This window comes from Gordonia malaquae NBRC 108250 (genome assembly GCF_000344135.1).
Classification (GTDB): Bacteria; Actinomycetota; Actinomycetes; order Mycobacteriales; family Mycobacteriaceae; genus Gordonia; species Gordonia malaquae.
The window spans coordinates 59376-86234 of sequence record NZ_BAOP01000012.1; the positions used below are offsets into that span (position 1 = coordinate 59376).

The window sequence follows — 26859 nt, forward strand, 5'->3', positions numbered from 1 at the left end:
CCCCTACCGACTGCGAGTCGGAAGGGGCCCTGTCGACGTCTACGGGACTAGTCGCCGGTGTACTGTCCGCCGATGGTGCCGCGAACCACGATCGGAGTGCCGCGTCCGACGTTGTCGAACACCCACTTGCCGTTCTCGGTGCTCACGTTGATGCAACCGTGGCTGGCGTTCGAGACACCCTGCTGGGCGACCGACCACGGTGCGGCGTGGATGAAGATGCCGTCCCAGGACATGCGCGTCGCGTACTCGACGTACGTGCGGTAGCCCTCGGGGGAGTCGATCGGGACACCGTACGTGGACGAGTCCATGTACATGTCGCGGTACTTCTCCTTGGTGTGGTACACGCCATTGGGAGTCGGGTGCTTGTCGGTGCCCATCGAGATCGGCATCTTCTTGATGAACTCGCCGTTCTTCCACCAGTAGATTTGGTGGTCGCCGTCGACCGCGAGGGCGACGTAGCCGGTCTCGCTCTTCACGTTCGGCATCGCGGGAACACCCGGAGTGGTCGGCGTGGTGGGCTTGGGCTTCGGCTTCGACTTGGAAGTCGGGGGCACACCCGGGAAGGTCGGAGCCTTCGGGAGGTCGGGCAGCTGCACCGGCGGGAGGCCGGGGATCACGGTGACCGGAGCTGCGTCGGCGACGGCGGGGAGGCCGGCGGTCAGAGCCGCCACGCTGACTGCGATGGCGGTCAGGCGAGCCGCGCGGCTCGCACTCTTCTTCTTGAACACGTCGTTTCTACCTTCGTTTTGTCGTCACAAAAACGCCACCCCCGTGGACGCTCAGGAGTCATCGTTACACAACCGTTGCAGCCTCGCCAAGCGATAACACGCCGCCGGAGGCACTCGGAGTCCGTTTAGCGGGTTATTTGCCGGTGAAGCCTGTCACAGTAGCATCACCGCTGATCATACGGAACGCCGCCGGGACTGGTGATCACCACGACGGCTTCGGCGGGTCCGTCGACTGTGGCGAACACGTGTTCGCGGTCGCTGGTCCACGCGTGGCATCGACCTGCGGCGACGTCGGCGGCCTCGTCGACGGTGCCCGCGCGCACGACGCCGGTGACAACACAGAGCTGTTCGCGGACACCGGACCCGTGGGCGGGGGAGACGTGATGTGCGCCGGCGGGGAACTCGAGGCGGAACACCTCCACGGTTGCGCCGTCTGGGTGTTCTGCTGACGCAGGTAGACGCCTTGTGGACAGCAGGACTGTGACCATTCCGCCCTCTGCCGCGCCGTGCGCGCCCGGTGACTCGCCGAGTAGCGCCGTCAGTGGGACGTCGAGTGGTGCGCAGAGCGCGTACAGCGTCTCGATTGTCGGGTTGCGGCGGCCGCTCTCGATCTCCGACAGTGTCGCCTTGCCGACTTCGGCGCGGCGGGCGAGTTCGGAGAGGCTGAGTCCACGAGCAGCGCGCAGTTCGCGGAGTCGCTTGCCGATGTCGGTGTCGGTCATGCCGTTGAGCGTATCGAAAGTTCCGTTTACAGAACGTTCTGTTTGTGGAACGATCGGCGGATGGCTCATTCCGACGTCGAGACTTCAGTGCCCATCGCCATTCCGATCGGCGCAGGCGTGGTCTGTGCACTCGTCGGCTTCACGTCGTCGTTCGCGGTGGTCCTCGCCGGTCTGCGCGCGGCGGGTGCGGATGCTTCTCAAGCCGCGTCGGGGCTCCTGGCAGTGAGTGTGGCGATGGGGGTGGCGACGATCGTGCTCTCGTGGCGCTTCCGCATGCCGATCACGTCGGCCTGGTCGACGCCGGGCGCGGCGCTGCTCGTGAGCACCGGAGCCGTGGCCGGTGGGTGGCCCGCTGCGGTGGGCGCGTTCCTGTGTTGCGGCGTCCTTCTGGTGGTCACTGGGCTGTGGCCGCGACTCGCCGATCTCGTCACCAGGATTCCGACGCCTATTGCCCAGGCGATGCTCGCCGGCGTCCTGCTCCCGCTGTGTGTGAAGCCGCTTCACGGGGTGGTCGATGATCCGGCGGCGGTGGTGCCTGTTCTGATCGTCTGGCTCGTGGTCTTGAAGATCCGGCCGCGCTGGGCCGTGCCCGCGGCGTTTGTGGCCGCTCTGGTGGTCATCGCCGTGTCCGTGGCGCGGGACGGCACCGCGCCCGGCCTGGCCGATCTGGTTCCGTCGTTGACCCTGACCGCGCCGTCATTCACTCTCGGTGCGCTCACCGGGGTCGCGTTGCCCCTCTATCTCGTGACCATGGCGGCGCAGAATCTTCCGGGTGTTGCGGTGATGGCCGGATACGACTACGCGGTTCCGTGGAGGCCTGCGATGACGGTGACCGGTATCGGTTCGATTCTCGCCGCGCCGTTCGGCGGCCACGCGGTGAATCTGTCGGCGATCAGCGCGGCCCTCGCCGCTGCCCCGGAAGCCGATCCGGATCATGAGCGACGCTGGGTTGCCGGACTCACGACGGGCATCACGTACGTCGTCCTCGGCCTCGGTTCCGCGGGCCTGGTCGCAATCGTGCTCGCCGCCCCCGACGGTGTGGTCCAGGCAGTGGCGGGCGTCGCGCTGCTCGGAGCTTTCGCGGGCGCCTGTGCCGCTGCGCTCTCCGACGTCGACGGTCGCTTCCCTGCGGCGCTGACGTTTGTGATCGCAGCATCGGGAATCAGCATCGCGGGAATCGGCTCCGCGTTCTGGGCGCTCGTTGTCGGAGTGCTCGTGTGGGTCTTGGGGATCGGGCGAGAAATTCGGTAACGCCCCGCGCTAGCCGTCGAGGTGAGAACCTCTTTCTCAGGCGTCTCTCAGAGGCGTGGGGGCGTTGTCATCCTGATGAAAGGAACCCCCATGAAACGAATCATCGGAACTGCACTTGTAGCGATCGCGGCCGCCGCGGTCCTGGCCGGGTGTGGCAGTTCGGACTCCGACAGCAGCAGCGACCCCACGACGACGACAGCGGGCGTCGAGACCGGCTCAGACGCATCGACAGGTGGGGCCGCAGTCGTCAAGGTTGAAGGCAAGGATCTCGAGGGACTCGACCTGAAGTCGGTCACGTGCGTCAAGCAGGGCGATGGCATCGCGATCGCGAGCGGGACGATCGGCGGCCAGGAGGGCGTCTCGGCCACGATGAAGGACGGTAACCCTCCCACGGTCACCGCGTTGGCTGTGGTCGTCGACGGTTCGACGCTCGCTGTGGCGCCCGGGGTCGGGTCCGCGGAGGTGGCGGTTGATGGGGACAAGTACACGATTACCGGTACCGCTACCGGCGCGGATCTGAAGGACCTCGCTGCTGGCCCGGTGAGCAAGAAGTTCGAGATCGTCATCACCTGCAAGTGACGAACGGACGATTCCGCCGGTTGTGACGAACATGTCGTCACAACCGGCGGAAAGTCGGTGGTGCTCGGCTTATCTGGCCGCGAATGAGTCCAGAACCCGGGTGAGTTCGATCGGGTCCGGCTCGAGGATCTCCCGCGTGACGCCGCCGACGACGGTGGTGATCACGGGGCAGCTGTCGGCTGCCTTGCTCTTGACGGTTCCAGCGTCGCCGGCGACCTCACCGGTCCGAGCATTCCGGATTGTCACCTTGAACTCGGTTGAGATGAGGTCGATGGTCACCTTCTTGCCATTGACGTCGAATGGGCACGACATCAGCTTCTTCTCCGAAGATGCCACAGACGAGAAACACGCGACGGCGTTGGTCGGCGAGGGATCGGTGGGGGACACGTACCAGCTGGACGTGGGCAGTCCGACGATGTTCTTCCGGTCCCCTGTCGCGTCGGGGTCGCCGAAGAGTTGGAACCGGTACGGCTTGGCGAAGTCCTTCGCATTCGTGATTGCGGTGCCGTCGCACACCGCCGCGTAGTCGAGAAAACTGTTCGCGGTGGTCTCTGCGGCTGCTGTCTCTGAAGCGGAGTCGGTCGTCGATTCACCGTCTGATCCGCATGCGGTCAATGCAGCAACAGCTCCGATCGCTGCAAATGCTCCGGCTGTCCGGAGGAATCGAGTGGGAAGCGCAAGGAGCGTTGTTGTCATGATGCAGAACTTCCTTCATGTCAGTCGTGGCAGATTGGTGCGTTTTGGCCCAATATTCGGGTTGACACTAGCGGGGAACTCAGGCATCGTCCACGCGGCGTCGTTCCAATGGGTGACACTCTCTGGAACGACAAAGGCCCGGCATCTTTACGATGCCGGGCCCTCGACGGATCTTTGAGCGGGTGACGGGAATCGAACCCGCGTAGCTAGTTTGGAAGACTAGGGCTCTACCATTGAGCTACACCCGCGTGCCGCACGCTTGGTGCGACGGGTGAAACAGTACCCCAGGGCATCGGCGATGGACAAAACCGGTCCCTGGTTCGCGGTGGGACACCCTCGGCCCGTACTATGTGCGTTTGGCCGTGCCCGCACTGCGGGACGTCCACGGGATGTGGCGCAGCTTGGTAGCGCATCCGCTTTGGGAGCGGAGGGTCGCAGGTTCAAATCCTGTCATCCCGACGAATACGTGACGTACGGATCTATAAGGAGCATCGAAGTCGTGAAGAGCACCGTCGAGCAGCTGAGCCCGACCCGAGTCAAGCTGAGTGTCGAAGTTCCGTTCGAGGAGCTCTCCGCTGACTTCGACCGGGCATACAAGTCGCTCGCGCAGCAGATCCGAATCCCCGGCTTCCGCCCGGGCAAGGCCCCCGCGAAGCTGATCGAAGCCCGCGTCGGCCGTCAGTCGATCCTCGAGCAGGTCGTCAACGACGCACTGCCGAACAAGTACTCGCAGGCGATCGCCGAAGCCGACATCAAGGCGATCAGCCAGCCCGAGCTCGACGTCGCAGAGCTCGAAGACGGCCAGCCGGTTCGCTTCACCGCCGAGGTCGACATCCGCCCGGAGATCACGCTGCCGGAGTACTCGACGATCGCAGTGCAGGTCGACGCCATCGAGGTCGCCGACGCTGACGTCGAGACCGAGCTGGACAACCTCCGCGCACGCTTCGGCACCCTCGTCGGTGTGGAGCGCGGCGCGACCAACGGCGACTTCGTGTCGATCGACCTGGTCGCCACCGTCAACGGTGAGACCGTCGACGAGGCCACCACCGAGGGCCTCTCGCACGAGGTCGGCAGCGGCGATCTGGTCGACGGCCTGGAAGAAGCCCTCGAAGGCCTGAAGGCCGGCGAGAAGAACACCTTCACCACCAAGCTCGTTGCAGGCGACCACGCAGGCGAAGAGGCAGAGGTCACCGTGACCGTCAACTCGGTCAAGGAGCGCGAGCTCCCCGCCGTCGACGACGACTTCGCACAGCTCGCCAGCGAGTTCGACACCGTCGACGAGCTGCGCGAGAGCCTGCGTGAGCGCGCAGGCGAGTCGAAGAAGTACGAGCAGGCCGGCGCGATCCGCGACGCAGTCCTCGAGCAGCTCCTCGAGACCGTCGAGTTCCCGCTGCCCGAGAAGGTCGTCGCAGACGAGGTCGAGGGCGTCCAGCACCAGCTGGTCCACGCACTCGGTCACGACGACGCTCAGGTCGACCGCTTCCTCGAAGCGCAGGGCAAGACCCGCGAGGAGTGGGACGCCGAAAGCCGTACGGACGCGGAGAAGTCGGTCCGGACCCAGCTGCTGCTCGACGCGATCGCGGACGCGACCGAGGTCGAGGTCGGCCAGGACGAGCTGACCCAGCAGATCCTCATGCAGAGCCAGCGCTACGGCGTCGCACCGCAGGAGTTCATCCAGCAGCTGCAGAACGCGAACCAGATCGGCGCCCTGTACGCCGACGTGCGTCGCAACAAGGCGCTCGCCGAGGTCATCGGTGACGTCACGGTGACCGACACCAACGGTGAGGCCATCGACACCAAGGCGTTCTTCGGCGGAGCCGACGAGGACGCTCAGGACGACGAAGAGGCCTGATCCTCTCGCCTCGATCACGAGGGTTCACGACAGCCGGGACGGTATCCGTCCCGGCTGTCGTGTTCTCCCACAGATGAACCCGCAGGACGAGGCGTCGCCTTGTTCTGCTGTGAGCGAATCCGGGGTGTCACCGGAACATTCGGGGCCCCGGTAGTGATTAATCTCGGTGACAACGCCGCAGTTTCTCGACAGATAGGTACAACCAGTGAGCACTCTCCACACGCCTTCGATGAGCTCGGGCGTCGCCGGCCTGAACCTGACTGATTCGGTTTTCGAGCGACTCCTCCGCGAGCGCATCATCTTCCTCGGCACTCAGGTCGACGACGACATCGCCAACCGCCTCTGCGCGCAGATCCTGCTGCTCGCCGCGGAAGACCCGGAGAAGGACATCAACCTGTACATCAACTCGCCCGGCGGCAGCGTCACGGCGGGCATGGCGATCTTCGACACGATGCAGCTCGCACCGTGCGATGTCGCGACCTACGGGATGGGGATGGCCGCGTCGATGGGCCAGTTCCTGCTCGCCGCGGGCACCAAGGGCAAGCGTCACGCGCTCCCGCACGCACGCATCATGATGCACCAGCCGTCCGCGGGCATCGGCGGCACCGCGGCCGACATCGCGATCCAGGCCGAGCAGTTCGCCGCCACCAAGCGAGAGATGAACCGACTCAACGCCGAGTTCACCGGTCAGCCGCTCGAGAAGATCGAGGCCGACGCCGACCGCGACAACTGGTTCACCGCGGCAGAGGCCAAGGAGTACGGCTTCGTCGACCACGTGGTGACCACCATCTCGCGACCGGGTGCCTGAGCGCCTCCTTCTTCCCTCACATCCCTTCACCGGCTACGGAGAAACCATGTACAACGATCTTCCCGCTGATGTCCGCGCAGGCATCTCGGATTCGGCGATCGCTCTGAAGAGCATCGAAGCCCGCTACATCCTGCCGTCGTTCATCGAGAACACCCCGAACGGTCAGCGCCAGTACGACCCGTACGCGAAGCTGTTCGAAGAGCGCATCGTCTTCGTCGGCACGCCGATCGACCAGACCGTCGCCAACGACGTGATGGCTCAGCTGCTGGTCCTGGAGAGCCAGGATCCCGACCGCGACATCACGATGTACATCAACTCGCCCGGCGGCAGCGTCCCGGACATGCTCGCGATCTACGACACGATGCAGTACGTCCACTGCGACGTCGTCACCGTCTGCCTCGGCGAAGCCGCATCGGCCGCCGCGATCCTGCTCGCAGGCGGCACCCCCGGCAAGCGCGCGGCTCTCCCGAACGCAACCGTCCTGATCCACCAGCCTCGCACGGGTGGCGCCTACCAGGGCCAGGTCTCCGACCTGGAGATCCAGGCGGCCGAGATCGAGCGCATCCGCAAGCGTCTCGACGAGATCCTCAGCCACCACACCGGTCAGGACACCGACAAGATCCGCAAGGACACCGACCGCGACAACATCCTGACGGCCGATGAGGCCAAGGAGTACGGGATCATCGACGAGGTCTTCGACTACCGCAAGAAGTCGGCACGCTAGTAAACCGTGTTCGCCCCGGCGAACGCAGTCTGCGCGAGTACCGTTCATGGTGACGCGCGTCACGAGAAAGAAGGTGCGGCCACATGGCGCGAATGGGAGACGGCGGGGACCTTCTCAAGTGCTCGTTCTGCGGTAAGAGCCAGAAGCAGGTCAAGAAGCTGATTGCTGGGCCTGGGGTCTACATCTGCGATGAGTGCATCGACTTGTGCAACGAGATCATCGAGGAGGAGCTGGCCGAGACCAGCGATGTGAAGATCGACGAGCTTCCGAAGCCCGCCGATATCCGCGACTTCTTGGACAACTATGTGGTGGGTCAGGACACGGCCAAGCGCACGCTCGCCGTCGCGGTCTACAACCACTACAAGCGAATCCAGGCAGGCGAGAAGAAGGTCAACGACAAGCGCGGCTCGGTGGAGACAGTCGAGCTGGCCAAGTCGAACATCCTGATGCTCGGTCCGACGGGCTGTGGCAAGACCTACCTCGCTCAGACTCTCGCGAAGATGCTGAACGTGCCGTTCGCGATCGCGGATGCGACCGCACTCACCGAGGCCGGCTATGTGGGTGAGGACGTCGAGAACATCCTGCTCAAGCTGATCCAGGCTGCCGACTACGACGTGAAGCGCGCCGAGACCGGCATCATCTACATCGACGAGGTCGACAAGATCGCTCGCAAGAGCGAGAACCCGTCGATCACGCGCGACGTGTCGGGCGAGGGCGTGCAGCAGGCGCTGTTGAAGATCCTCGAGGGCACGCAGGCGTCCGTGCCTCCGCAGGGTGGACGCAAGCACCCGCACCAGGAGTTCATCCAGCTCGACACGACGAACGTCCTGTTCATCGTCGCAGGAGCCTTCGCCGGTCTGGAGAAGGTCGTGGCCGAGCGGATCGGCAAGCGCGGCATCGGCTTCGGCAACGAGGTCACCAGCAAGCGCGACGTCGACACGACCGACCACTTCGCGGAAGTGATGCCTGAGGATCTGATCAAGTTCGGTCTGATCCCCGAGTTCATCGGACGTCTCCCGATGATCGCGTCGGTTCGGAACCTCGACAAGGAGGCCCTCGTCTCCATCCTGTCCGAGCCGAAGAACGCACTGGTCAAGCAGTACGCGAAGCTCTTCGACATGGACAACGTGGAACTCGAGTTCAGCCAGGACGCCCTGGAGGCGATCGCCGACCAGGCGATCCACCGCGGCACCGGTGCTCGTGGACTCCGCGCGATCATGGAGGAAGTCTTGCTTCCCGTCATGTACGACATCCCGAGCCGCGACGACGTCGCCAAGGTCGTCGTCACCGGCGAGACCGTCCGCGACAACGTTCTCCCGACCGTCGTCCCGCGCAAGGACGAAGGCCCGAAGGAGAAGTCGGCCTAAGGCCGACGGACCGACAGGCACCAACCTTCACGCATCAGGCGTTGGTTCCCGCTAATTGTCAGACAATTAGCGGGAACCGACGCCTGATGCGTATTGGCTAAAGGAGTCCGTGGCGCCGGAGTTTCTGCGTCACGCGGGGGACCATCAGGCGGTTCTCGAGGTCGGCCCAGATGAATCGGACCACGTCGCAGCCCAGGTCGCGGAGACGGTCCTCCCGGACTTTCTCGCGCACGACGGCGTCCTCGACGCTCTGGCCCGGGCGCAAGTCGCGACCGTACTTCCGGACACCGTCGAACTCCGCGATCAGACGTCGAGCCCAGTCGTAGTCGGTGAAGGCCGACGACCCGTCGGCGAGCTCGAACTCAGACTGCAGGTCGGGGACGGGAAGGCCGGCTTCGATCATCTGCGCGCGACCCCACGATTCTCCAGGGTTCGCCGATCGGCCGTCGGCGTAGCGCAAGGCCGCGTCGACGACGGCCGCCCCGCGGATGCGGTGGCGCGCGGCCTCAGCACGCAGTTCTTCGAGCGTCGCCCCGAGGCGAAGAGCGCTGTCCATCACGGCAAGGGCACGAGCAAGGTCGGCGCACGCGGCGACGTCCGCAGCAGTTCGCGCGATCGACGTGACCGCGATACCGCTGACAACGACGAGGACGTCGTCGGGCACTCCGGTGTGGATGTGGCGACTGTGCATTCGGCGCCCACCGCTTGAGCGGTTCGTGCCGAAATGGACCACAGAGCGGTCCGGCTTGAGGGTCGCGAGTCCGTGGACGGCGGCCGCCGATTCGTGTGTGAGCGGCATCGACTGCCGAGACGCAGCGGCAACAACCTTGTACCGGTAGACAGCGTCGTCTATGTCGTACGTGGGCAATTGTGCAGCCGGTAGGTAGAAGCCCCTGTCCAGGGCGATGATCTCGCCGGAGCGCAATGCACGTTTGACCTCGGCGTCGGTGACTCCGATGTCGAGGAGCGTTGAACGCTGGATGATCCCGTGTTCGTCTGTCGGCCACATCGCCAGATTGGAACCTGGATCGTCGAATCCGTCACCTGCGTTGTCCACAGGTCCGCTCGCGCGGCAGGCGACCGCTCCCGCTAATTGTCAGACAATTAGCGGGAGCCAACGCATCATGCGTAAACGCCAAGCGGCGGCGGGAAGGTGGCGTCGCCGCTACGGTGGTCGGTATGACGCACAACACAGTTGCCGGAATCGTTCTCGCTGGGGGACGGTCGCGGCGCATGGGGCAGGACAAGGCAGCACTCGAGTACGAGGGAGTCACCATGCTCACTCGGATCACGGAGGCGATCGGGGAGCGGTGCGCGCCGGTCCTGGTCGCCGCACCGGAGGCGTCGCAGGCCTATCGGGAACTGTCAGCCGAGTCGGATCTGCAGTGGGTCACCGACGAGAAGGACGGAAGCGGCCCGCTCGGAGGGCTTGTGGCAGCCCTGCGAGCCGCCGCGGCGGCCGGGGCCGACGTCGCATTCGTGTGCGCCACGGACATGCCGCTCGTGAAGGCCGATCTCGTCGACGAACTGCTCGCCGGACTCACGCCGTCGACCGACGCAGTGATCGCCCACGACGCCCAGCGCGACCACCCGATGGCAGGGGTCTACCGGACGAGTGCGGCCGACGCGCTGGCCGCCCTCGTCGACGCAGGAGAACTGCGCATGCTGGCGGCGTTGGACGCGATCAGCACGCGCCGGGTCGGTGTCAGCGACCCGAACTGGCTCACCAACGTCGACGCGCCCGAAGACCTGCACCGACTCCGAGTGGGAGCCTGACTGGGCCGGTTCGTCCCACGAGCTGTGTCGCTTCTAGAATCGAACCGTGACGAACTCCGACCAGAGCGCCAGCCTGCCCAAGTCATGGGACCCTTCCGAGCATGAAGCGGGCCTGTACGAGCGGTGGGTAGACGCCGGATACTTCGAAGCCGACGCGTCGAGCGACAAGCCCGGCTACTCGATCGTCCTGCCTCCGCCGAATGTGACCGGCTCGCTGCACATGGGCCACGCACTCGACCACACCCTGATGGACACTCTGACGCGCCGCAAGCGCATGCAGGGTTTCGAGGTGCTGTGGCTGCCCGGCATGGATCATGCGGGCATCGCGACACAGACCATCGTCGAGAAGCAGCTGGCGGCCGAAGGCACCTCCCGCGAGGAGCTCGGGCGCGAGGCCTTCATCGAGCGCGTCTGGAAGTGGAAGGCCGAATCGGGCGGCATGATCCAGGGCCAGATGCGTCGACTCGGCGAGGGCGTCGACTGGAACCGTGACCGGTTCACCATGGACGAGGGTCTGTCCCGCGCCGTCCAGACGATCTTCAAGAAGCTCTACGACGACGGTCTGATCTACCGCGCCGAGCGTCTGGTCAACTGGTCGCCCGCACAGCAGACCGCCATCTCCGACATCGAGGTCAAGTACAAGGACGTCGACGGTGAGCTCGTCTCATTCCGCTACGGTTCGCTCGACGACGCAGAGCCGCACATCGTCGTCGCCACCACCCGTATGGAGACGATGCTCGGCGACACGGCGATCGCCGTCCATCCCGACGACGAGCGGTACAAGGCACTGATCGGTGTCGAGCTCGACCACCCGTTCCTCGACCGCAAGATCCCGGTGATCGCCGACGACTACGTCGATCCTGAATTCGGTTCCGGCGCAGTCAAGATCACCCCTGCCCACGACCCGAACGACTTCGCGATCGGGCAGCGCCACAACCTGCCGATGATCACGATCATGGACAAGACCGCCGTCGTCGAGGGCACCGGCACGCAGTTCGACGGTCTCGACCGTTTCGCGGCGCGCGTCGCCGTCCGGGAGGCCCTCGCCGAGCAGGGACGCATCGTCAAGGAGGTGCGCCCGTACTCGCACAGCGTCGGCCATTCCGAACGCGCCGGCGAGCCGATCGAACCTCGCCTGTCGATGCAGTGGTGGGTCGACGTGTCGTCACTGGCCAAGGCCGCGGGTGACGCAGTCCGTGACGGTGACACCGTGATCCACCCCAAGAGCCAGGAACCGCGCTGGTTCGACTGGGTCGACGACATGCACGACTGGACCATCTCCCGTCAGCTCTGGTGGGGCCACCGCATCCCGATCTGGTACGGCCCGAACGGCGAAGTCGAGTGCTTCGGCCCCGACGAGACCGCACCCGAAGGCTGGGAGCAGGACCCCGACGTCCTCGACACCTGGTTCAGCTCCGGACTGTGGCCGTTCTCGACGATGGGCTGGCCCGAGCAGACTGCCGATCTCGACAAGTTCTACCCGACATCGGTCCTGGTCACCGGCTACGACATCCTGTTCTTCTGGGTCGCCCGCATGATGATGTTCGGAACCTACGTCTCGAACCTCGACCTCGGCGGCCTGCAGGGGCGCACCGCTGCAGTTCCGTTCCGCGACGTCTTCCTGCACGGACTCGTCCGTGACGAACGCGGTCAGAAGATGAGCAAGTCGAAGGGCAACGGCATCGACCCGCTCGACTGGATCGACCGCTTCGGCGCCGACGCCCTGCGCTTCACACTCGCGCGCGGCGCGAACCCGGGCAGCGACATCTCGGTCGGCGAGTCGCATGCGCAGAGCTCACGCAACTTCGCCACCAAACTGTTCAACGCCACCAAGTTCGCCATGATGAACGGTGCACGCCTGGGTGATCTGCCGGCCGCAGACGACCTCACCGTCGCCGACCGCTGGATCCTCGGCCGACTCGACCAGGTGCTGGCCGACGTCGACGCAGGCTTCGAGACGTACGAGTTCTCGAAGGCCTGTGAGGCGCTCTACCACTTCGCGTGGGACGAGGTCTGCGACTGGTACCTCGAGCTGTCGAAGGTTCAGGTCGCCGAAGGCGGCGCCCGCGCCGACGCCACCGCGCTTGTCCTCGGGACCATCCTCGACAAGCTGCTGCGTGCGCTGCACCCGGTGATGCCGTTCGTCACCGAAGTCCTCTGGACCACGCTGACCGGCGGCGAGTCCGTCGTGATCGCCGAATGGCCCACACCGTCGGGGGCGCCCGCGGACCCGACCGCGGCACAGCAGATCGACGACCTCCAGAAGCTCATCACCGAAGTGCGACGGTTCCGCAGCGATCAGGGGCTCAACCCGGGACAGCGAGTCGCCGCCACCGTCGACGGCCTCGACGCACTCGGATTGGACACCCTGCGCGGACAACTCGACTCGCTCGCACGGCTCGAGACCGCGGGTGACGACTTCGCGGCGACAGCGACCGTTGAAGTCCGCCTCTCGGGCGGCACCGCCACCGTCGCGATCGACACCTCCGGGACAGTCGACATCGAGGCCGAGCGCAAGCGCGCGGCGAAGGACCTCGCCGCGGCCGAGAAGGAACTCGCGGGCACAACCGGGAAGCTCGGCAACGAGCAATTCCTGTCCAAGGCGCCCGACGCCGTCGTCGACAAGATCAAGGCCCGCCAGGCCCTCGCACAGGAGGACATCGCGCGTCTGAAGGCCAAGCTCGAGGCGCTGGGCGCCTGATGGCTCCCAGCCCGGAGGACCTCGCCGAACTCGCGGCGGTCGAGGCCGAACTCGACACCCGGTGGCCCGAGACCAAGATCGAGCCGTCGCTCACGCGGATCAACCTGCTGCTCGAGTTGCTCGGGAACCCGCAGCACGCCTACCCGGCGATCCACATCGCGGGAACCAACGGGAAGACGTCGGTCACGCGGATGATCGACTCTCTGCTGCAGGCGTTCCATCGCCGCACCGGTCGGATCACCAGCCCGCACCTGCAACTGGTGACCGAGCGGATCGCGATCGACGGCACGCCGATCTCGCCGCGGCTCTACGTGGACACCTACCGCGAACTGGAGCCGTTCATCACGATGGTCGACGACTCGTCGACCGCGCAGGGCGGCCCGCGCATGAGCAAGTTCGAAGTCCTCACCGCGATGGCCTACGCCGCATTCGCCGAGGCTCCGATCGAGGTGGCCGTCGTCGAGACGGGCATGGGTGGACGCTGGGACGCCACCAACGTGATCGACTCCAAAGTCGCGGTGATCACGCCGATCGCGATGGACCACGCCGACTACCTCGGTGACACGCTCACGGCCATCGCGGGGGAGAAGGCGGGGATCATCAAACCCGGCCCGACCGACGCCGTGGTCCCGAGCGATCCGGTCACGGTCATCGGACCGCAGGAACCCGAGGTGGCCGACGTGTTGCTGCGGGCGAGTGTGGAGGCCGGGACCATCGTCGCGCGGCAGAACTCAGAATTCGCGGTGCTCGACTCGGCGACCGCCGTCGGCGGCCAGCTGCTGCGGATCCAAGGTCTCGGCGGCGTGTACGACGAGGTGTTCCTCCCGCTGCACGGTGCCCACCAGGCGCAGAACGCCGCCCTCGCGCTGGCCGCAGTCGAGGCGTTCTTCGGTGCTGGAGCCGACCGTCAACTCGACGTCGACACCGTGCGCGAAGCATTCGCCGAAGTCCGGACCCCCGGACGGCTCGAACGGCTGCGCAACGCGCCGAGCGTCTTCGTCGACGCCGCACACAACCCACACGGTGCACGCGCACTGGCCCAAGCACTGGTGTCGGAGTTCGACTTCCGCCGCCTCGTAGGCGTGATCGGCGTGCTCGGCGACAAGGACGCGCGCGGACTGCTCACCGAACTGGAACCGGTGCTCGATGCCGTCGTCCTCACCAACAACGGTTCACCGCGAGCCCTCGACACCGACTCCCTCTACGACCTCGCGCTGCCCATCTTCGGAGACGAACGACTGAGCGTGGAACCGTTCTTGCCCGACGCCGTCGAGGCGGCGATCGCCCTCGCGGAGGACGGTGAGACCGGGACCGTTTCCGGTGCGGGCGTCATCATCACCGGATCGGTCGTCACTGCGGGCGCCGGTCGCACACTGTTTGCGAAGGACCCGTCATGACCGACGAGAACACTCCGGCGGTCAACCCGCCCGCCACCGATCCGTGGAAGGGATTCCGCGGCGTGATGGCCGGAACGCTGATCCTCGAAGTGATCGTGATTCTGCTCGCGTTCCCGATCATCGCCAAGATCGGCGGTGGTCTCGGGTGGGGCTCGGGCCTGTACCTAGGTGCGATGTCCCTCGCTCACGTGCTGATGTCGGGCATGTGCGCGCGGTCGTGGGCACTCCCGGCGATCCTGGTGCTCCAGGTGGCTCTCATCGCAGGCGGACTGTTTCACTGGTCGATCGCTGTGATCGGAGTGATCTTCCTCTGTGTGTGGGTGTACATCGCCTACATCCGGCGTGACGTGGCACTGCGTATCGAACGAGGCCTGCTGCCCAGCCAACGCGCGTAGTCCGATCGAGCGAATCCGTCCGTTACACTCCTAGGCAGTAGCGTCGATCACTCCGAGATCGACCGGAAGGATTGCATGCGTTCGTCTCATCTCGTGTCGGCACTGATCGCTGCGGTCGCGGTCCCGGTGTTCATCGCGCCGCTCGCTCATGCGGGGCCCTCGTCGACTGTTCCGTCGCCGACGACGCCTCCGTCGGACGGCTTCGACCCGTCGATGGTGAAGCCTGGTCTGCCGATGCCCGTGCCCGAGGGCTCCTTCGGTTACATCGCGACGCGTGGTGCCACCAAGTGGATGGATGATCGTCAGCCGGGTGCGCTCGTTCGCAGTCTTCCGGTGCCGCCCGCTTTCCGCGAGGCGAACAGTGCGATGGGCAAGATCATCGACGCCGAGCTCGACGCGGCGATGGCTAAGCCGGGCGCCTGCGTCCAGATCATCGTCACGCCGCACTCCAAGTCGGGCCTGTTCAGCTACGGATTCTTCGCGGTCGAGCCCGAGTACTGTCCCAGCTGACGCGGCGTATCCGCCCAGTGGTCGTTACAGTGTGCTGGTGACTGAACAGACTCTCGTCCTCATCAAGCCCGACGGCGTGCAGCGCGGTGTCATCGGTGAAGTGATCTCCCGCATCGAACGCAAAGGCCTGACCCTGGCCGCGCTCGAACTGCGCACCGTCACCACCGAGATCGCCAGCGAGCACTACGCAGAGCACGCCGAACGCCCGTTCTTCGGTTCGCTGCTCGAATTCATCACCTCCGGCCCCGTGGTCGCACTCGTCGTGGAAGGCCCCCGCGCCATCGCGGCATTCCGTCAGCTCGCGGGCGGAACGGATCCCGTCGAGAAGGCCACACCGGGTACCATCCGCGGCGACTTCGGCCTCGAAACCCAGTTCAACCTGGTTCACGGCTCCGACTCGCCCGAGTCTGCCGCACGTGAGATCGGTCTCTGGTTCCCGTCGCTCAACTCCTGATCTGACACCCTCGCGCTGCGGCGCGCGGGGGCACTTTTCCAGGCTGTGCGGGTTCTGCCCGGCACGTGTGGGATACTTGTTGTAGTTCACGGCGTCACACTTTGACGCCGAGGGCTCGGCGGATGCACCGCCACAGCAAGGCGTCGAGAACGACGCGAAGACCACACAACACCCGGTCGCATCGACCGGCACACATTGGGAAGGCCCTCGCGTGGCCGCGTCGTGAGAAGTCCACACGCCCGACGCGCCCGGGGGTCTCGAGGAGACCACGTGACCGACAACGGGTCGCCGGTGAACGCCGACAAGGCGGATTTCACGGCGGAACATTTTCCCCTTCGACTCCGCGTGCACGCACTCGCCCGGATGCTGGAATCCACCAGCCGGGACGTGCTCGCGCACTTGGGTGAGTTGGGGGTGACGGCGCGCACCGCGCAGTCGTCCATCTCACGCGACGACGCGTACGCCGTCGCACAGCGTCTGGGCGCCACCGCGCCCGACGCCTCCAGCGATTCCGCAGCTCCCGCGGCAGAGCCGTCAGCCTCACTGTTCTCTGCAGTCGAGGTCGTCGAGCCGACCGCGCCCGCCGCCGCCGGCGACGCCGGAGCTCCGTTGTTCCTGTCGGCAGACACACCTGCGGGCGACAAGCCTGCCAAGAAGTCGCCTGCACGCAAGGCCGCCGCCCGTAAGACCAAGAAAGCCGACGCAGAGTCCGTCGCCGACGACCGTCCAGCTGACGATCCGGCGGCCGATGAGAAGTCTGACGACAAGAAGTCCGACGAGAAGAAGTCGACCCGCAAGGCTGCGAAGAAGGCCGACGACGCAGAGGCCGCGCCTGCGAAGAAGAAGAGCGCCAAGAAGTCCGGCAAGAAGGCCAAGGCCGCAGACTCCGACGACGCCGCTGATGCGCCGGTCGCCGAGATCGCGGAACAGCCGCCGATCGACGAGCCGGCGGAGGAGAAGGGCGACGCTCCGGCGGTCGCCGACACTTCGACCGGCGACGCGGAGGACGCCGACGAGTCCGCCGCCGACGACACGACGAATGCCGACACCGCCCAGGAGATCGATGCCGACGGCGAGTCGCGGTCGCGCCGCCGTCGTCGTGGTCGCCGCGGACGTGGCCGTGGACGCGGCGATCAGCCCGCCGACGAGCAGAACGACAACGCGGAGGCCGCCGACACAGACGGTGCAGGCGACGACGAGGAGCAGGCCGCGCCTGACGCTCCCGCAGACACCGAGTCGGAGTCCGCGGACACGTCCGACGACACGGAGACCTCCGAGGCCGACTCCGACGACGACGCCTCCGATGACACGACGCCCACCAGCAAGCGTCGCCGTCGTCGCCGCCGCCGTCGCGGTGCCGGTGAGGGTGAGGAGGCGACGTCGTCCGACGACCCGCCGAACACCGTCGTCCACGAGCGTGAGCCGCGCACCAAGCGGGTCCGCGACGAAGTCCAGGGCATCTCCGGGTCCACTCGACTGGAGGCCAAGCGCCAGCGTCGGCGTGACGGACGGGATGCGGGACGTCGTCGTCCGCCGATCCTGACCGAGTCGGAGTTCCTCGCTCGCCGTGAGTCGGTGGAGCGGGTCATGGTGATCCGCGAGCGCGGCGCCAACGCCACCACCGAGGACTACACGCAGGTCGCAGTGCTCGAAGACGGCGTTCTGGTCGAGCACTTCGTCACCACCGAGACGTCGCAGTCGATGGTCGGCAACATCTACCTCGGCCGCGTTCAGAACGTACTGCCCGGGATGGAGGCGGCATTCGTCGACATCGGTCGTGGCCGCAACGGTGTCCTGTACGCGGGTGAAGTCAACTGGGAAGCGGCGGGCCTCGACGGCCGGTCGCGCAAGATCGAGCAGGCTCTCAAGCCCGGCGACTACGTCCTGGTCCAGGTCAGCAAGGATCCGATCGGACACAAGGGCGCTCGCCTGACGACGCAGATCTCGCTGGCGGGTCGCTACCTGGTGTACGTGCCGGGCGGGACCTCGACCGGTATCAGCCGCAAGCTGCCCGACACCGAGCGCAAGCGTCTCAAGCAGATCCTCTCCAAGCTCGTTCCCGACGAGGCGGGCGTGATCATTCGCACCGCGTCCGAAGGCGTCAGCGCCGAGGAGCTCGCGGCCGACGTCGCGCGGCTGGAATCGCAGTGGAAGGGCATCGAAGCAGCCGCCGCGGAGCACTCGGAGAAGGCGTCCGGCACTCCTCGTGCGCTCTATGAGGAGCCCGACCTGCTGGTCCGCGTGGTCCGTGACCTCTTCAATGAAGACTTCAGCAAGCTCGTCGTCGAAGGCGACAAGGCATGGAACCTGGTGTCCGGGTACGTCAACGACGTCGCGGCCGACCTGTCCGAGCGTGTCGAGGAGTTCACCAAGGCGCATGCCGACGCACCGGACTCGTTCGCGGTGCACCGCATCGACGAACAACTCGCGAAGGCGCTCGACCGCAAGGTGTGGTTGCCCTCGGGCGGCACGCTGATCATCGAGCACACCGAGGCGATGACCGTCGTCGACGTCAACACCGGCAAGTTCACCGGTTCGGGCGGCAACCTCGAGGAGACCGTCACCAGGAACAACCTGGAGGCGGCCGAGGAGATCGTCCGGCAGATGCGTCTGCGCGACATCGGCGGGATGATCATCGTCGACTTCATCGACATGGTCCTCGAGTCGAACCGCGATCTCGTGCTGCGGCGTCTCACCGAGGCGCTGGCTCGTGACCGCACGCGTCACCAGGTGTCGGAAGTGACGTCCCTGGGGCTGGTGCAGATGACCCGCAAGCGTCTCGGAACCGGTCTGCTCGAGGCGTTCTCCACCACCTGCACCGCGTGTGCCGGTCGAGGAGTGATCGTTCACGCCAACCCGGTCGAGGTGCGTCCGGCGTCGTCCGACGACGCGTCGCGCGGCGATTCGAGCAGCCGACGGTCGCGTCGTAAGAAGGGCCGCGCCGACGCCGCTCCGGAGATGAAGCCGGAATCGGCCGCGCCGACGCAGCAGCCCAAGGCGCCGCACAAGCCGGCTGCGGAGCATCCGTTGTTCCGGACCATGGCTCACCACGACGACGAGCACGCTCACGATCACGGCGACGACCACGCCGTCGTCGATCAGCCGGTGGACGTCGCTCCGGCTGCGGTCGAAGAGAAGGCCGAGGCCGCCGTCGAGGTTGTGGCGGCCGAGACGGCTGTCGAGGCGACTCCGGAAGCTGCGCCCGTCGTCGACGAGGCCCCTGTCGCCGACACGGCTCCGGCCGTCGGCGTCGTCAGGCGTCGTCGCCGTGCGGTCCGCCGTCCGTCGGCGCCCACCGCGGTCGCACCGGAGGCGATCACCGTGAGCAGCGAGGAAACGCCGGTCACCACCGTCGCGCCTCAGGCCTCCGAGCCTGTCGTGTCGGTCACCCGGACCCCACGCAGGCGTACCGGTCGACGTGCGGCGGGGCCTCCGCCGAGCGGCGACTGACACGCCGACGGGATGAGTTTGACCTGATAGGGAGCGCTACCGTAACCTTGACAGGTCGCATCCCCCAGACGCGCGCTGACGCGTGCGCTGGAGAGGAAATGCTCCGAGGACGGATCCCCGGAGCGTGCAGCACCACAGATTCGCTGGAGCGCAGGAATGGCCTGCGACTTCGGCCCGATGAGACAAGTTAGAGGACAGCGGGAATGGCTACGTACGCGATCGTCAAGACCGGCGGTAAGCAGTACAAGGTCGCCGAAGGCGACATTGTGAAGGTTGAGAAGATCGACGCCGCTCAGGGCAGCAGTGTTGATCTGCCGGTGGCGCTGGTCGTCGATGGTGCGAACCTCACCACCGATGCGGACAAGCTCGCCAAGGTGTCGGTCGCAGCCGAGATCCTCGAGCACGTCAAGGGTCCGAAGATCCGTATCCACAAGTTCAAGAACAAGACCGGCTACCACAAGCGCCAGGGTCACCGTCAGAACCTGACGGTCCTCAAGGTCACCGGTATCAAGTAAGCAACGCACTTTTCTTTCAGGAGGAATGAACCATGGCACATAAGAAGGGTGCATCCAGCTCGCGCAACGGTCGCGATTCGAATGCCCAGCGACTCGGTGTGAAGCGCTTCGGCGGCCAGCAGGTCAGCGCAGGCGAGATCCTGATCCGCCAGCGCGGCACCAAGTTCCACCCCGGCGTCAACGTGGGTCGCGGTGGCGACGACACGCTGTTCGCTCTCGAGGCGGGCGCTGTGCAGTTCGGTACCAAGCGCGGCCGCAAGACCGTGAACATCGTCCCGGAGTCGGCCTCGGTCTGACACCAGGTGTTCTGGTAACAAAGCTCTACACAGGGCGGGTTGGGGTCACTTCAGAACCCTGACCCGCCTTGTGTCATTCGGTGAGGAAGGAGACGAACGTGTCGCGTTTCGTCGACCGCGTCAAGATCGACGTGGTAGCAGGCAACGGCGGACACGGATGTTCGTCTGTGCACCGCGAGAAGTTCAAGCCGCTCGGTGGTCCCGACGGCGGTAACGGTGGCAACGGCGGCGACGTCCGCCTCGTCGTCGACCCTCAGGTGCACACGCTCCTCGACTTCCACTTCCGACCGCACGCACGCGGCACCAACGGCCGACCCGGTCACGGTGACAACCGCAGCGGCGCCAACGGCGACGAACTCGTGCTGCCGGTCCCCGACGGCACCGTCGTACTCGACGACAAAGGCAATATCCTCGCGGACATGGTCGGGGAGGGCACCGAGTTCATCGCCGCACAGGGCGGCCGCGGCGGACTGGGCAACGCCGCTCTGGCGTCGAAGGCGCGCAAGGCGCCTGGTTTTGCTCTGCTGGGCGAGCCCGGCGAGGAACGCGAGCTGATCCTCGAACTGAAGTCGGTGGCCGACGTCGGCCTCGTCGGCTTCCCGTCGGCCGGCAAGTCGTCGCTGGTCTCGGTGCTGTCCGCAGCGAAGCCGAAGATCGCGGACTACCCGTTCACCACTCTCACCCCGAACCTCGGAGTCGTCACCGCGGGCGCCGACGTGTTCACCGTCGCCGACGTCCCCGGTCTGATCCCCGGAGCGTCGGAGGGACGCGGTCTCGGTCTGGAGTTCCTCCGGCACCTCGAGCGCTGCGCCGTCCTGGCGCACGTCGTCGACTGCGCGACCCTCGACCCGGGGCGCGACCCTTTGTCGGACATCGACGCGCTCGAAGCCGAACTCGCCGCGTACCGACCCGCCCTGGACGCCGACCATTCGCTCGGCGACCTCGCGAGCCGTCCGCGCATCGTCGTCCTGAACAAGGTCGACATCCCCGAGGCGGCGGAGCTCGCGGACCTCGTCGAAGCCGACATCGCCGAGCGCGGCTGGCCCGTCTATCGGATCTCGGCTGTGGCGCACCAGGGGCTGTCGGAGCTGACGTTCGCGCTGGCGGAGATGGTCTCGGACTACCGGGCGAAGAACGCCAAGCCCGTTGCGCGCCGTGCGATCATCCGGCCCAAGGCCGTCGACCAGGGCGAGTTCACCCTCGAGGCGGATCCGTCGATCGAAGGCGGCTTCATCGTCCGCGGCGCCCGCCCGGAGCGGTGGATCATCCAGACCCAGTTCGAGAACGACGAGGCCGTCGGCTACCTCGCGGACCGGCTCAATCGCCTCGGTGTCGAGGACGCCTTGGTCAAGCGCGGCGCCAAGCCGGGAGCGGCGGTCACGATCGCCGGTATGACCTTCGACTGGGAGCCGACCACGCCGACCGGAGACGCTGTCCCGATCACCGGTCGTGGCACCGACATCCGTCTCGAGCGGAACGACCGTGTCGGCGCCGCTGAGCGCAAGGTCGCCAGGAAGGCTCGCCGTGCGCACTCCGACGCAGACAGCGAGCAGGCTCTCGGCTGGGATTCGGACGACCTCGACGATGAGTGACGTTCGGGCCGGGATCGCCGCGGCCCGGAGCATCGTCGTCAAGATCGGGTCGTCGGCCCTGACCGATCTGGAGAGTGGTCTCGACCGCGGTCGTCTGGACGTCCTCGTCGACGCTCTGGAAGCACGGATGCGAGCGGGGTCCGACGTGATCGTCGTCTCGTCCGGAGCGATCGGGGCGGGCATCGCTCCGCTCGGTCTGCGCAAACGACCGACTGATCTCGCGACCAAACAGGCAGCTGCCAGTGTCGGCCAACTCGCGTTGGCGCATGCCTGGGGGACGTCGTTCGCGCGATACGAACGCGTGGTGGGGCAGGTGCTGCTCACCGCGGACGACATCTCCAACCGTGCGCACCATGCGAACGCCCAGCGGACGCTCGATCGCCTGCGGTCACTGCATGCGGTGGCGGTGGTCAATGAGAACGACACCGTCGCGACGAACGAGATCCGCTTCGGTGACAACGACCGTCTGGCCGCGCTCGTGGCACACCTGGTGTCCGCCGACGCGCTTGTGCTGCTGTCGGACGTCGACGGCCTGTACACGGGGGACCCCCGCAAACCAGGGCCTGACGGACTGCCCGCGCGTCTCATCGAGCAGGTGGACGGTCCCGACGACCTCGACGGGGTGATCGCCGGGTCGGGTGGTGCCCTCGGAACCGGCGGCATGGCCTCGAAGTTGGCGGCCGCACGTCTGGCCTCGGACTCGGGTGTACCGGTTCTCCTCGCATCCGCCGCCGACGCGGCGGGCGCCCTTCGCGACGCGTCTGTCGGAACAGTGTTCGCCGCACGGCCCGAACGACTTTCCGCGCGACGCTTCTGGGTGCGTCACGCGGCGGAGTCGCATGGCCGACTCGTGCTCGACGACGGCGCCGTTCAGGCTGTGTGCCTGCGGCGACGTTCACTGCTGGCCGCCGGGGTCACCGAGGCGCACGGGAACTTCTCCAGCGGCGACGTCGTCGACCTCGTCGACCTCACGGGCGCCGTTCGAGGTCGGGGAGTGGTGGCGTACGACGCAGACGACGTCGCGCGGATGATCGGACGGTCGACGGACGAGTTGCCCGGTGACCTTCAACGTCCGATCATCCACGCGGACGATCTGGTTCCTGCTTGACCTTTCGACTCGCAAGCTCGCTCAAGGAGCAGAAAACTACTGCTCGTTGAGCGCCTTTCGACTCGCAGGCTCGCTCAAGACCCGCGGAGCGAGTCGAAGCGTCGTCGTCGCCTAAGCGCGTTGACGACCCGCGAGCTCACCTTCGGGCGCGGGCGCGGGCACCTCGACGAGCGGGTAGACGCCGTTCTCGTCGTGCACCTCGGTGCCCACGACGGGCGGGTTGAACACGCACAGCATCCGCATCTGCTCGTCAACGGACACGGTGTGCCGCTCGTTGCCGTTCAGCAGATACATGCTGCCGGGGCCGAGCGGGTACGTCTTGCCGGTCTCCCGATCGAGAAGTGTGCCCGACCCCTCGATGAGCCAGACGGCCTCCACGTGGTTCGCGTAATGGAACTCGTTGATCGACCCGGCCTTGATGGTCGTCTCGTGGAACGAGAACCCCACCATGTCGCCGCCGAGGACGATGCGCTTGGAGACCCAGTTGCCCTTCGGGTCGGCGACTTCGCGGTCGGTGCCGGTGATTTCAGCGGTGGTGCGGACGATCATCCGAGTACCTCCTCGACTGCTGCGGACAGAATGGTGAGACCTTCGCTCAGTTCGGCGTCGGTGATCGTCAACGCCGGAAGCAGCTTGACGACTTCACTGGACGGGCCGGACGTCTCGGCGAGCAGTCCGCGTTCGAATGCCTTGGCGCACACCTCATCTGCCTTCGGTGCGTCGGCGAACACGAGACCTTGAACCATGCCGCGTCCACGGTGGCTGAGGCCGTCGAAGCGCTCGCACAGATCGTCGAAATGCTCGGAGATCGCGATGCCCTTCGCTTTGGTGGCGATCGTCAGCTTGTCGTCCGACCAGTAGTGATCGATCGCAGCCTTCGCCGTGACGAACGCCGGGTTGTTGCCGCGGAACGTTCCGTTGTGCTCACCGGGCTCCCACACGTCGAGCTCGGGGCGGATCAGGGTGAGCGCCATCGGCAGTCCGTAGCCGCCGATCGACTTCGACAGCGTGACGATGTCGGGGACGATGCCGGCTTCCTCGAAGGAGAAGAACTCGCCGGTACGACCACAACCCATCTGGACGTCGTCGACGATGAGGAGCATGTCCTGGCGCTTGCAGAGGTCGGCGAGGCCTCGCAGCCACTCGGCGCGTGCGACGTTCACGCCGCCCTCGCCCTGGACGGTCTCGACGATGACGGCGGCAGGCTTGTTCAGTCCGCTGCCCTCGTCGTTGAGGACTCGCTCGAACCATGCGAAGTCTTCAGTGGCGCCACCCATGTAGTTGTCGAACGGCATCGGGGTGGAATGAACGAGCGGGATGCCCGCGCCTGCGCGCTTCATCGCGTTGCCAGTGACCGACAGCGAGCCGAGCGTCATGCCGTGGAAGGCGTTGGTGAAGTTGACGATCGCTTCGCGCCCCGTCACCTTGCGGGCGAGCTTGAGCGCCGACTCGACGGCGTTGGTGCCGGTCGGGCCGGGGAACTGGACCACGTAGTCCAGTCCGCGGGGCTTGAGGATCTTCTCCGCGAACGTCGACAGGAACGCACCCTTGGCGCGCGTGTTCATGTCGAGTGCATGTGTGATGCCGTCGCGCTCGATGTAGTCGAGCAGCGCGGACTTGAGGAGCGGGTTGTTGTGCCCGTAGTTCAGGGCGCCTGCGCCTGCGAAGAAGTCGAGGTAGCTGCGTCCGTCGACGTCTACGAGTCGAGAGCCGACGGCGGTGTCGAAGAGGGCAGGCCAATCACGGCAGTAAGAGCGGACTTGAGATTCGTGCTTGGTGAAAGTGTCGTCGCCGCGTGCTGTGTGCATCGTCGTCATTTGTTTAGGTTCCTTACGGATTTGTCGGCGTCATGCCGGCGAGAGCCGGTACAGGTCTTCCGGCTCGTGCGAGTCGCCGAAGAGTTCGGCCTCGAGAAAGGGCTCGCGTGTGAACTGCAAGCCCAGCGATCGGGCGACCCCGGAGAACAAGCGCTGAGAAGCGTCGTTGTCGGGGCTGATCGTGGTGTGGATCGCGGAGACCCCTGATCGGCTGAACAGTTCGCGGAGCATCGTGCCCGCGATCTGCTTGCCGCGTTGATCGGCGTCTACCGCCACCTGCCACACCATGAGGACATCGGAGGCGTCTGGCCTGCGATATCCGGTGATGAAGCCGACGGGCCTTCCGTCGACTTCGGCGATGATCGACGTGTCGGCGAAATCGACGGCCCACAAGACGTAGGCGTAGCTCGAGTTCACGTCGAGGACCTGCGAGTCGCGGGCTATCTGCCACATCCGCAGGCCGTCGGTGGCCCGGGGCCGCCGGTAGGCGACACCGCCGCGCTCATTGATTTGGATCGCGCTGAGTTCCGGGTTCATGACGTGACCGAGGCTAACGAGGGGCCTTGGCGATGTCACCCGATCAGGCCACGCGACGCCGATATGTCGGGCCTTTGTGCAGTTCACAGCTTTGCTGTGGGATAAATCACAGTAACGTCGTGGTGGCCGTCAGTGACGGCAGAATCACCTCGCATCGGTGATCGATCTTGAGTGTCGCAAAACGGTCCCCGCGGGTGCCTCCGCGGTTCACGATCACCACCGGAATCCCGGACTGCGCGGCGTGGCGTACAAACCGGAGTCCGGACATGACGGTGAGGGACGACCCGGCCACCAGCATCGCCTCGGCGGCGTCGACCATCGCGAATGCGCGATCGGTGACCGGCCGGGGGACTGTCTCTCCGAAGTAGACGATGTCGGGCTTGAGGACGCCGCCACAGTTCTCGCAGTCGACCATCACGAAGTCGGCGGTGTCGTGCAGGACGGCGTCCGCATCGGGCGCCACTTCGATCGCGCCACGACTGCGGACCCTGTCGGCGAAGTCGGGATTCACGGCGTCGAGCCTGTCTGCCAGCGTGTATCTCGACAGCAGGTTCCCGCAGTCCAAGCAGATCACTCGGCCGTACGAGCCGTGAAGGTCGAGAGTCGGAACGCTCCCGGCTTTGAGGTGCAGCATGTCGACGTTCTGGGTGATCACTCCCGTCATGGATCCGTCACGCTGCATCCGGGCGATCGCATGATGGGCAGAGTTCGGCCGTGCGGCGTCCATGTGGCGCCAGCCGAGATGGTTACGCGCCCAGTAGTGCCTGCGGAAGTCGGGGGAGGAGAGGAACTGGCCGATCGTCATCGGATTCCGGACCGGCGACCCGGGGCTTCGGTAGTCGGGGATTCCGGACGGGGTGGAGATCCCGGCGCCGGTGAGGACAACAGTGCGGCGTCCATCGAGGATCTGAGCGGCATGAACTGCAGCGGCATGAGGATCTGGGTCTGCTGTGGTCGGCGGGGCCGGCGACCAGGCGTTGACGCGCGTACGCATGCCACGACGATACGATGGTTAACCGATATGACCAGGATCATCGCCGGAGAGTTCCGCGGCCGCCGACTCAGTGTTCCCGCCGACACCACCAGGCCCACGTCCGACAGGGTGCGCGAGGCCGTGTTCTCCATGCTCGGCGCGCGTCTCGACCTCGACGGGCTGCGAGTGGCCGACCTCTACGCAGGCACCGGTGCGCTCGGGCTCGAGGCGGTCTCGCGGGGAGCGGCGTCTGCGGTGCTGGTGGAGGCCGACCGTCGCGCGGCGAAGATCGTCCGCGACAACATCGCCACGTGCCGTGCCGGTGGGCGGGCGCGGGTCGTCGACCGAACCGTTGAATCATTCCTCTCGGCTGCCGCCGGGCCGTTCGATCTCGTCTTCCTCGATCCCCCGTACGACGTGACGACGGCCGACGTCGACGCGGTCTTGGCTTTGTTGCTTCCGGCGTTGGCCGACGACGCATGGGTTCTGGTGGAGCGCGGGGCTCGCACGGATCTGATCACCTGGCCGGACGGGCTCGACGAGGTCTCGACGAAGAAGTACGGCGACTCGGTGGTGCATCTCGCGGCACGATGATGCCGTCGGCGAGCCTG

26 protein-coding genes and 2 tRNA genes are annotated in these 26859 nt (G+C 66.2%); 19 read left to right on the forward strand and 9 right to left on the reverse strand.

Features of this window, described 5'->3' with window-relative positions:
- Nucleotides 1–47 precede the first annotated feature (47 nt).
- Nucleotides 48–728 (reverse strand): L,D-transpeptidase, encoded by a 681-nt coding sequence (locus tag GM1_RS09560; protein ID WP_008378349.1) that lies wholly within the window; start codon nucleotides 726–728, stop codon nucleotides 48–50.
- A gap of 164 nt (nucleotides 729–892) precedes the next feature.
- Nucleotides 893–1450 carry a helix-turn-helix domain-containing protein gene (locus tag GM1_RS09565; protein WP_008378350.1) on the reverse strand — a complete coding sequence of 186 codons (558 nt, stop codon included), beginning with the start codon at nucleotides 1448–1450 and terminating at the stop codon, nucleotides 893–895.
- 60 nt (nucleotides 1451–1510) lie between these two features.
- Between GM1_RS09565 and GM1_RS09570 the strand changes: the two genes are divergently transcribed.
- Together GM1_RS09570 and GM1_RS09575 are read left to right on the forward strand one after the other, a co-directional pair.
- Nucleotides 1511–2701, forward strand: coding sequence for a benzoate/H(+) symporter BenE family transporter (locus GM1_RS09570; protein ID WP_008378351.1), 1191 nt, complete (start codon nucleotides 1511–1513; stop codon nucleotides 2699–2701).
- 90 nt (nucleotides 2702–2791) lie between these two features.
- Nucleotides 2792–3280, forward strand: coding sequence for a lipoprotein LpqH (locus tag GM1_RS09575; protein ID WP_008378352.1), 489 nt, complete (start codon nucleotides 2792–2794; stop codon nucleotides 3278–3280).
- 69 nt (nucleotides 3281–3349) lie between these two features.
- On the opposite strand, the gene GM1_RS09580 is transcribed toward GM1_RS09575, so the two are convergent.
- Together GM1_RS09580 and GM1_RS09585 are read right to left on the reverse strand one after the other, a co-directional pair.
- Nucleotides 3350–3976, reverse strand: coding sequence for a hypothetical protein (locus tag GM1_RS09580; RefSeq protein WP_008378353.1), 627 nt, complete (start codon nucleotides 3974–3976; stop codon nucleotides 3350–3352).
- A 177-nt stretch (nucleotides 3977–4153) separates the two neighbouring features.
- Nucleotides 4154–4224, reverse strand: a tRNA-Gly gene (locus tag GM1_RS09585).
- Nucleotides 4225–4361: 137 nt separating this feature from the next.
- Between GM1_RS09585 and GM1_RS09590 the strand changes: the two genes are divergently transcribed.
- The 5 genes from GM1_RS09590 to clpX all read left to right on the forward strand — a co-directional run bounded on the left by GM1_RS09590 (nucleotide 4362) and on the right by clpX (nucleotide 8727).
- Nucleotides 4362–4435, forward strand: a tRNA-Pro gene (locus tag GM1_RS09590).
- 40 nt (nucleotides 4436–4475) lie between these two features.
- Complete coding sequence (tig, locus tag GM1_RS09595) at nucleotides 4476–5828, forward strand: trigger factor (protein ID WP_008378354.1); 1353 nt, start codon at nucleotides 4476–4478, stop codon at nucleotides 5826–5828.
- Between the two features lie 229 nt (nucleotides 5829–6057).
- Entirely contained in the window at nucleotides 6058–6636 is a 579-nt protein-coding gene (locus GM1_RS09600) for an ATP-dependent Clp protease proteolytic subunit (protein ID WP_040519807.1), read from the forward strand.
- Nucleotides 6637–6682: 46 nt separating this feature from the next.
- Nucleotides 6683–7360: an ATP-dependent Clp protease proteolytic subunit gene (locus GM1_RS09605; protein ID WP_008378356.1), complete on the forward strand. Its 678-nt coding sequence runs from the start codon at nucleotides 6683–6685 to the stop codon at nucleotides 7358–7360.
- Nucleotides 7361–7443: 83 nt separating this feature from the next.
- Nucleotides 7444–8727: an ATP-dependent Clp protease ATP-binding subunit ClpX gene (gene clpX, locus GM1_RS09610; RefSeq protein WP_008378357.1), complete on the forward strand. Its 1284-nt coding sequence runs from the start codon at nucleotides 7444–7446 to the stop codon at nucleotides 8725–8727.
- A 97-nt stretch (nucleotides 8728–8824) separates the two neighbouring features.
- Here the strand turns inward: clpX and GM1_RS09615 are convergent, their stop codons facing one another.
- Nucleotides 8825–9784, reverse strand: a complete 960-nt coding sequence (locus GM1_RS09615; RefSeq protein WP_008378358.1) for a type IV toxin-antitoxin system AbiEi family antitoxin domain-containing protein — start codon at nucleotides 9782–9784, stop codon at nucleotides 8825–8827.
- A 122-nt stretch (nucleotides 9785–9906) separates the two neighbouring features.
- Between GM1_RS09615 and mobA the strand changes: the two genes are divergently transcribed.
- From mobA to proB, 11 genes are all read left to right on the forward strand, one after another.
- Complete coding sequence (mobA, locus tag GM1_RS09620; RefSeq protein ID WP_040519795.1) at nucleotides 9907–10503, forward strand: molybdenum cofactor guanylyltransferase; 597 nt, start codon at nucleotides 9907–9909, stop codon at nucleotides 10501–10503.
- A 46-nt stretch (nucleotides 10504–10549) separates the two neighbouring features.
- On the forward strand, nucleotides 10550–13204 hold the full coding sequence (locus GM1_RS09625) for a valine--tRNA ligase (RefSeq protein WP_008378360.1): 2655 nt from the start codon (nucleotides 10550–10552) through the stop codon (nucleotides 13202–13204).
- Nucleotides 13204–14601: a bifunctional tetrahydrofolate synthase/dihydrofolate synthase gene (gene folC, locus GM1_RS09630; RefSeq protein WP_008378361.1), complete on the forward strand. Its 1398-nt coding sequence runs from the start codon at nucleotides 13204–13206 to the stop codon at nucleotides 14599–14601. Before GM1_RS09625 ends, folC begins: the two co-directional genes overlap by 1 nt.
- Nucleotides 14598–14996, forward strand: coding sequence for a DUF4233 domain-containing protein (locus tag GM1_RS09635; protein ID WP_008378362.1), 399 nt, complete (start codon nucleotides 14598–14600; stop codon nucleotides 14994–14996). Before folC ends, GM1_RS09635 begins: the two co-directional genes overlap by 4 nt.
- Nucleotides 14997–15071: 75 nt before the next feature.
- Nucleotides 15072–15506, forward strand: a complete 435-nt coding sequence (locus GM1_RS09640) for a hypothetical protein (RefSeq protein WP_008378363.1) — start codon at nucleotides 15072–15074, stop codon at nucleotides 15504–15506.
- Nucleotides 15507–15543: 37 nt separating this feature from the next.
- Nucleotides 15544–15960, forward strand: a complete 417-nt coding sequence (ndk, locus tag GM1_RS09645; protein WP_040519809.1) for a nucleoside-diphosphate kinase — start codon at nucleotides 15544–15546, stop codon at nucleotides 15958–15960.
- 270 nt (nucleotides 15961–16230) lie between these two features.
- Nucleotides 16231–19410, forward strand: a complete 3180-nt coding sequence (locus tag GM1_RS09650) for an Rne/Rng family ribonuclease (RefSeq protein ID WP_008378365.1) — start codon at nucleotides 16231–16233, stop codon at nucleotides 19408–19410.
- Nucleotides 19411–19613: 203 nt separating this feature from the next.
- Nucleotides 19614–19925, forward strand: coding sequence for a 50S ribosomal protein L21 (gene rplU / locus GM1_RS09655; protein ID WP_008378366.1), 312 nt, complete (start codon nucleotides 19614–19616; stop codon nucleotides 19923–19925).
- Between the two features lie 32 nt (nucleotides 19926–19957).
- Nucleotides 19958–20221, forward strand: a complete 264-nt coding sequence (rpmA, locus tag GM1_RS09660; protein ID WP_008378367.1) for a 50S ribosomal protein L27 — start codon at nucleotides 19958–19960, stop codon at nucleotides 20219–20221.
- Between the two features lie 98 nt (nucleotides 20222–20319).
- Complete coding sequence (obgE, locus tag GM1_RS09665) at nucleotides 20320–21813, forward strand: GTPase ObgE (protein WP_008378368.1); 1494 nt, start codon at nucleotides 20320–20322, stop codon at nucleotides 21811–21813.
- On the forward strand, nucleotides 21806–22921 hold the full coding sequence (proB, locus tag GM1_RS09670; RefSeq protein ID WP_008378369.1) for a glutamate 5-kinase: 1116 nt from the start codon (nucleotides 21806–21808) through the stop codon (nucleotides 22919–22921). The genes obgE and proB overlap by 8 nt, the downstream gene beginning before the upstream one ends.
- A 111-nt stretch (nucleotides 22922–23032) precedes the next feature.
- Here the strand turns inward: proB and GM1_RS09675 are convergent, their stop codons facing one another.
- The 4 genes from GM1_RS09675 to GM1_RS09690 form a co-directional block, all read right to left on the reverse strand.
- Entirely contained in the window at nucleotides 23033–23470 is a 438-nt protein-coding gene (locus GM1_RS09675; protein ID WP_008378370.1) for an ectoine synthase, read from the reverse strand.
- The gene (gene ectB, locus GM1_RS09680) at nucleotides 23467–24738 is read right to left on the reverse strand and encodes a diaminobutyrate--2-oxoglutarate transaminase (RefSeq protein WP_008378371.1); all 1272 of its coding nucleotides are present in this window, start codon (nucleotides 24736–24738) and stop codon (nucleotides 23467–23469) included. Before ectB ends, GM1_RS09675 begins: the two co-directional genes overlap by 4 nt.
- 30 nt (nucleotides 24739–24768) lie before the next feature.
- Entirely contained in the window at nucleotides 24769–25275 is a 507-nt protein-coding gene (ectA, locus tag GM1_RS09685) for a diaminobutyrate acetyltransferase (protein WP_008378372.1), read from the reverse strand.
- Between the two features lie 106 nt (nucleotides 25276–25381).
- Nucleotides 25382–26269 carry a Sir2 family NAD-dependent protein deacetylase gene (locus GM1_RS09690; RefSeq protein WP_008378373.1) on the reverse strand — a complete coding sequence of 296 codons (888 nt, stop codon included), beginning with the start codon at nucleotides 26267–26269 and terminating at the stop codon, nucleotides 25382–25384.
- A 27-nt stretch (nucleotides 26270–26296) separates the two neighbouring features.
- Between GM1_RS09690 and rsmD the strand changes: the two genes are divergently transcribed.
- The gene (rsmD, locus tag GM1_RS09695; protein ID WP_008378374.1) at nucleotides 26297–26842 is read left to right on the forward strand and encodes a 16S rRNA (guanine(966)-N(2))-methyltransferase RsmD; all 546 of its coding nucleotides are present in this window, start codon (nucleotides 26297–26299) and stop codon (nucleotides 26840–26842) included.
- The last annotated feature ends 17 nt before the right edge of the window (nucleotides 26843–26859 follow it).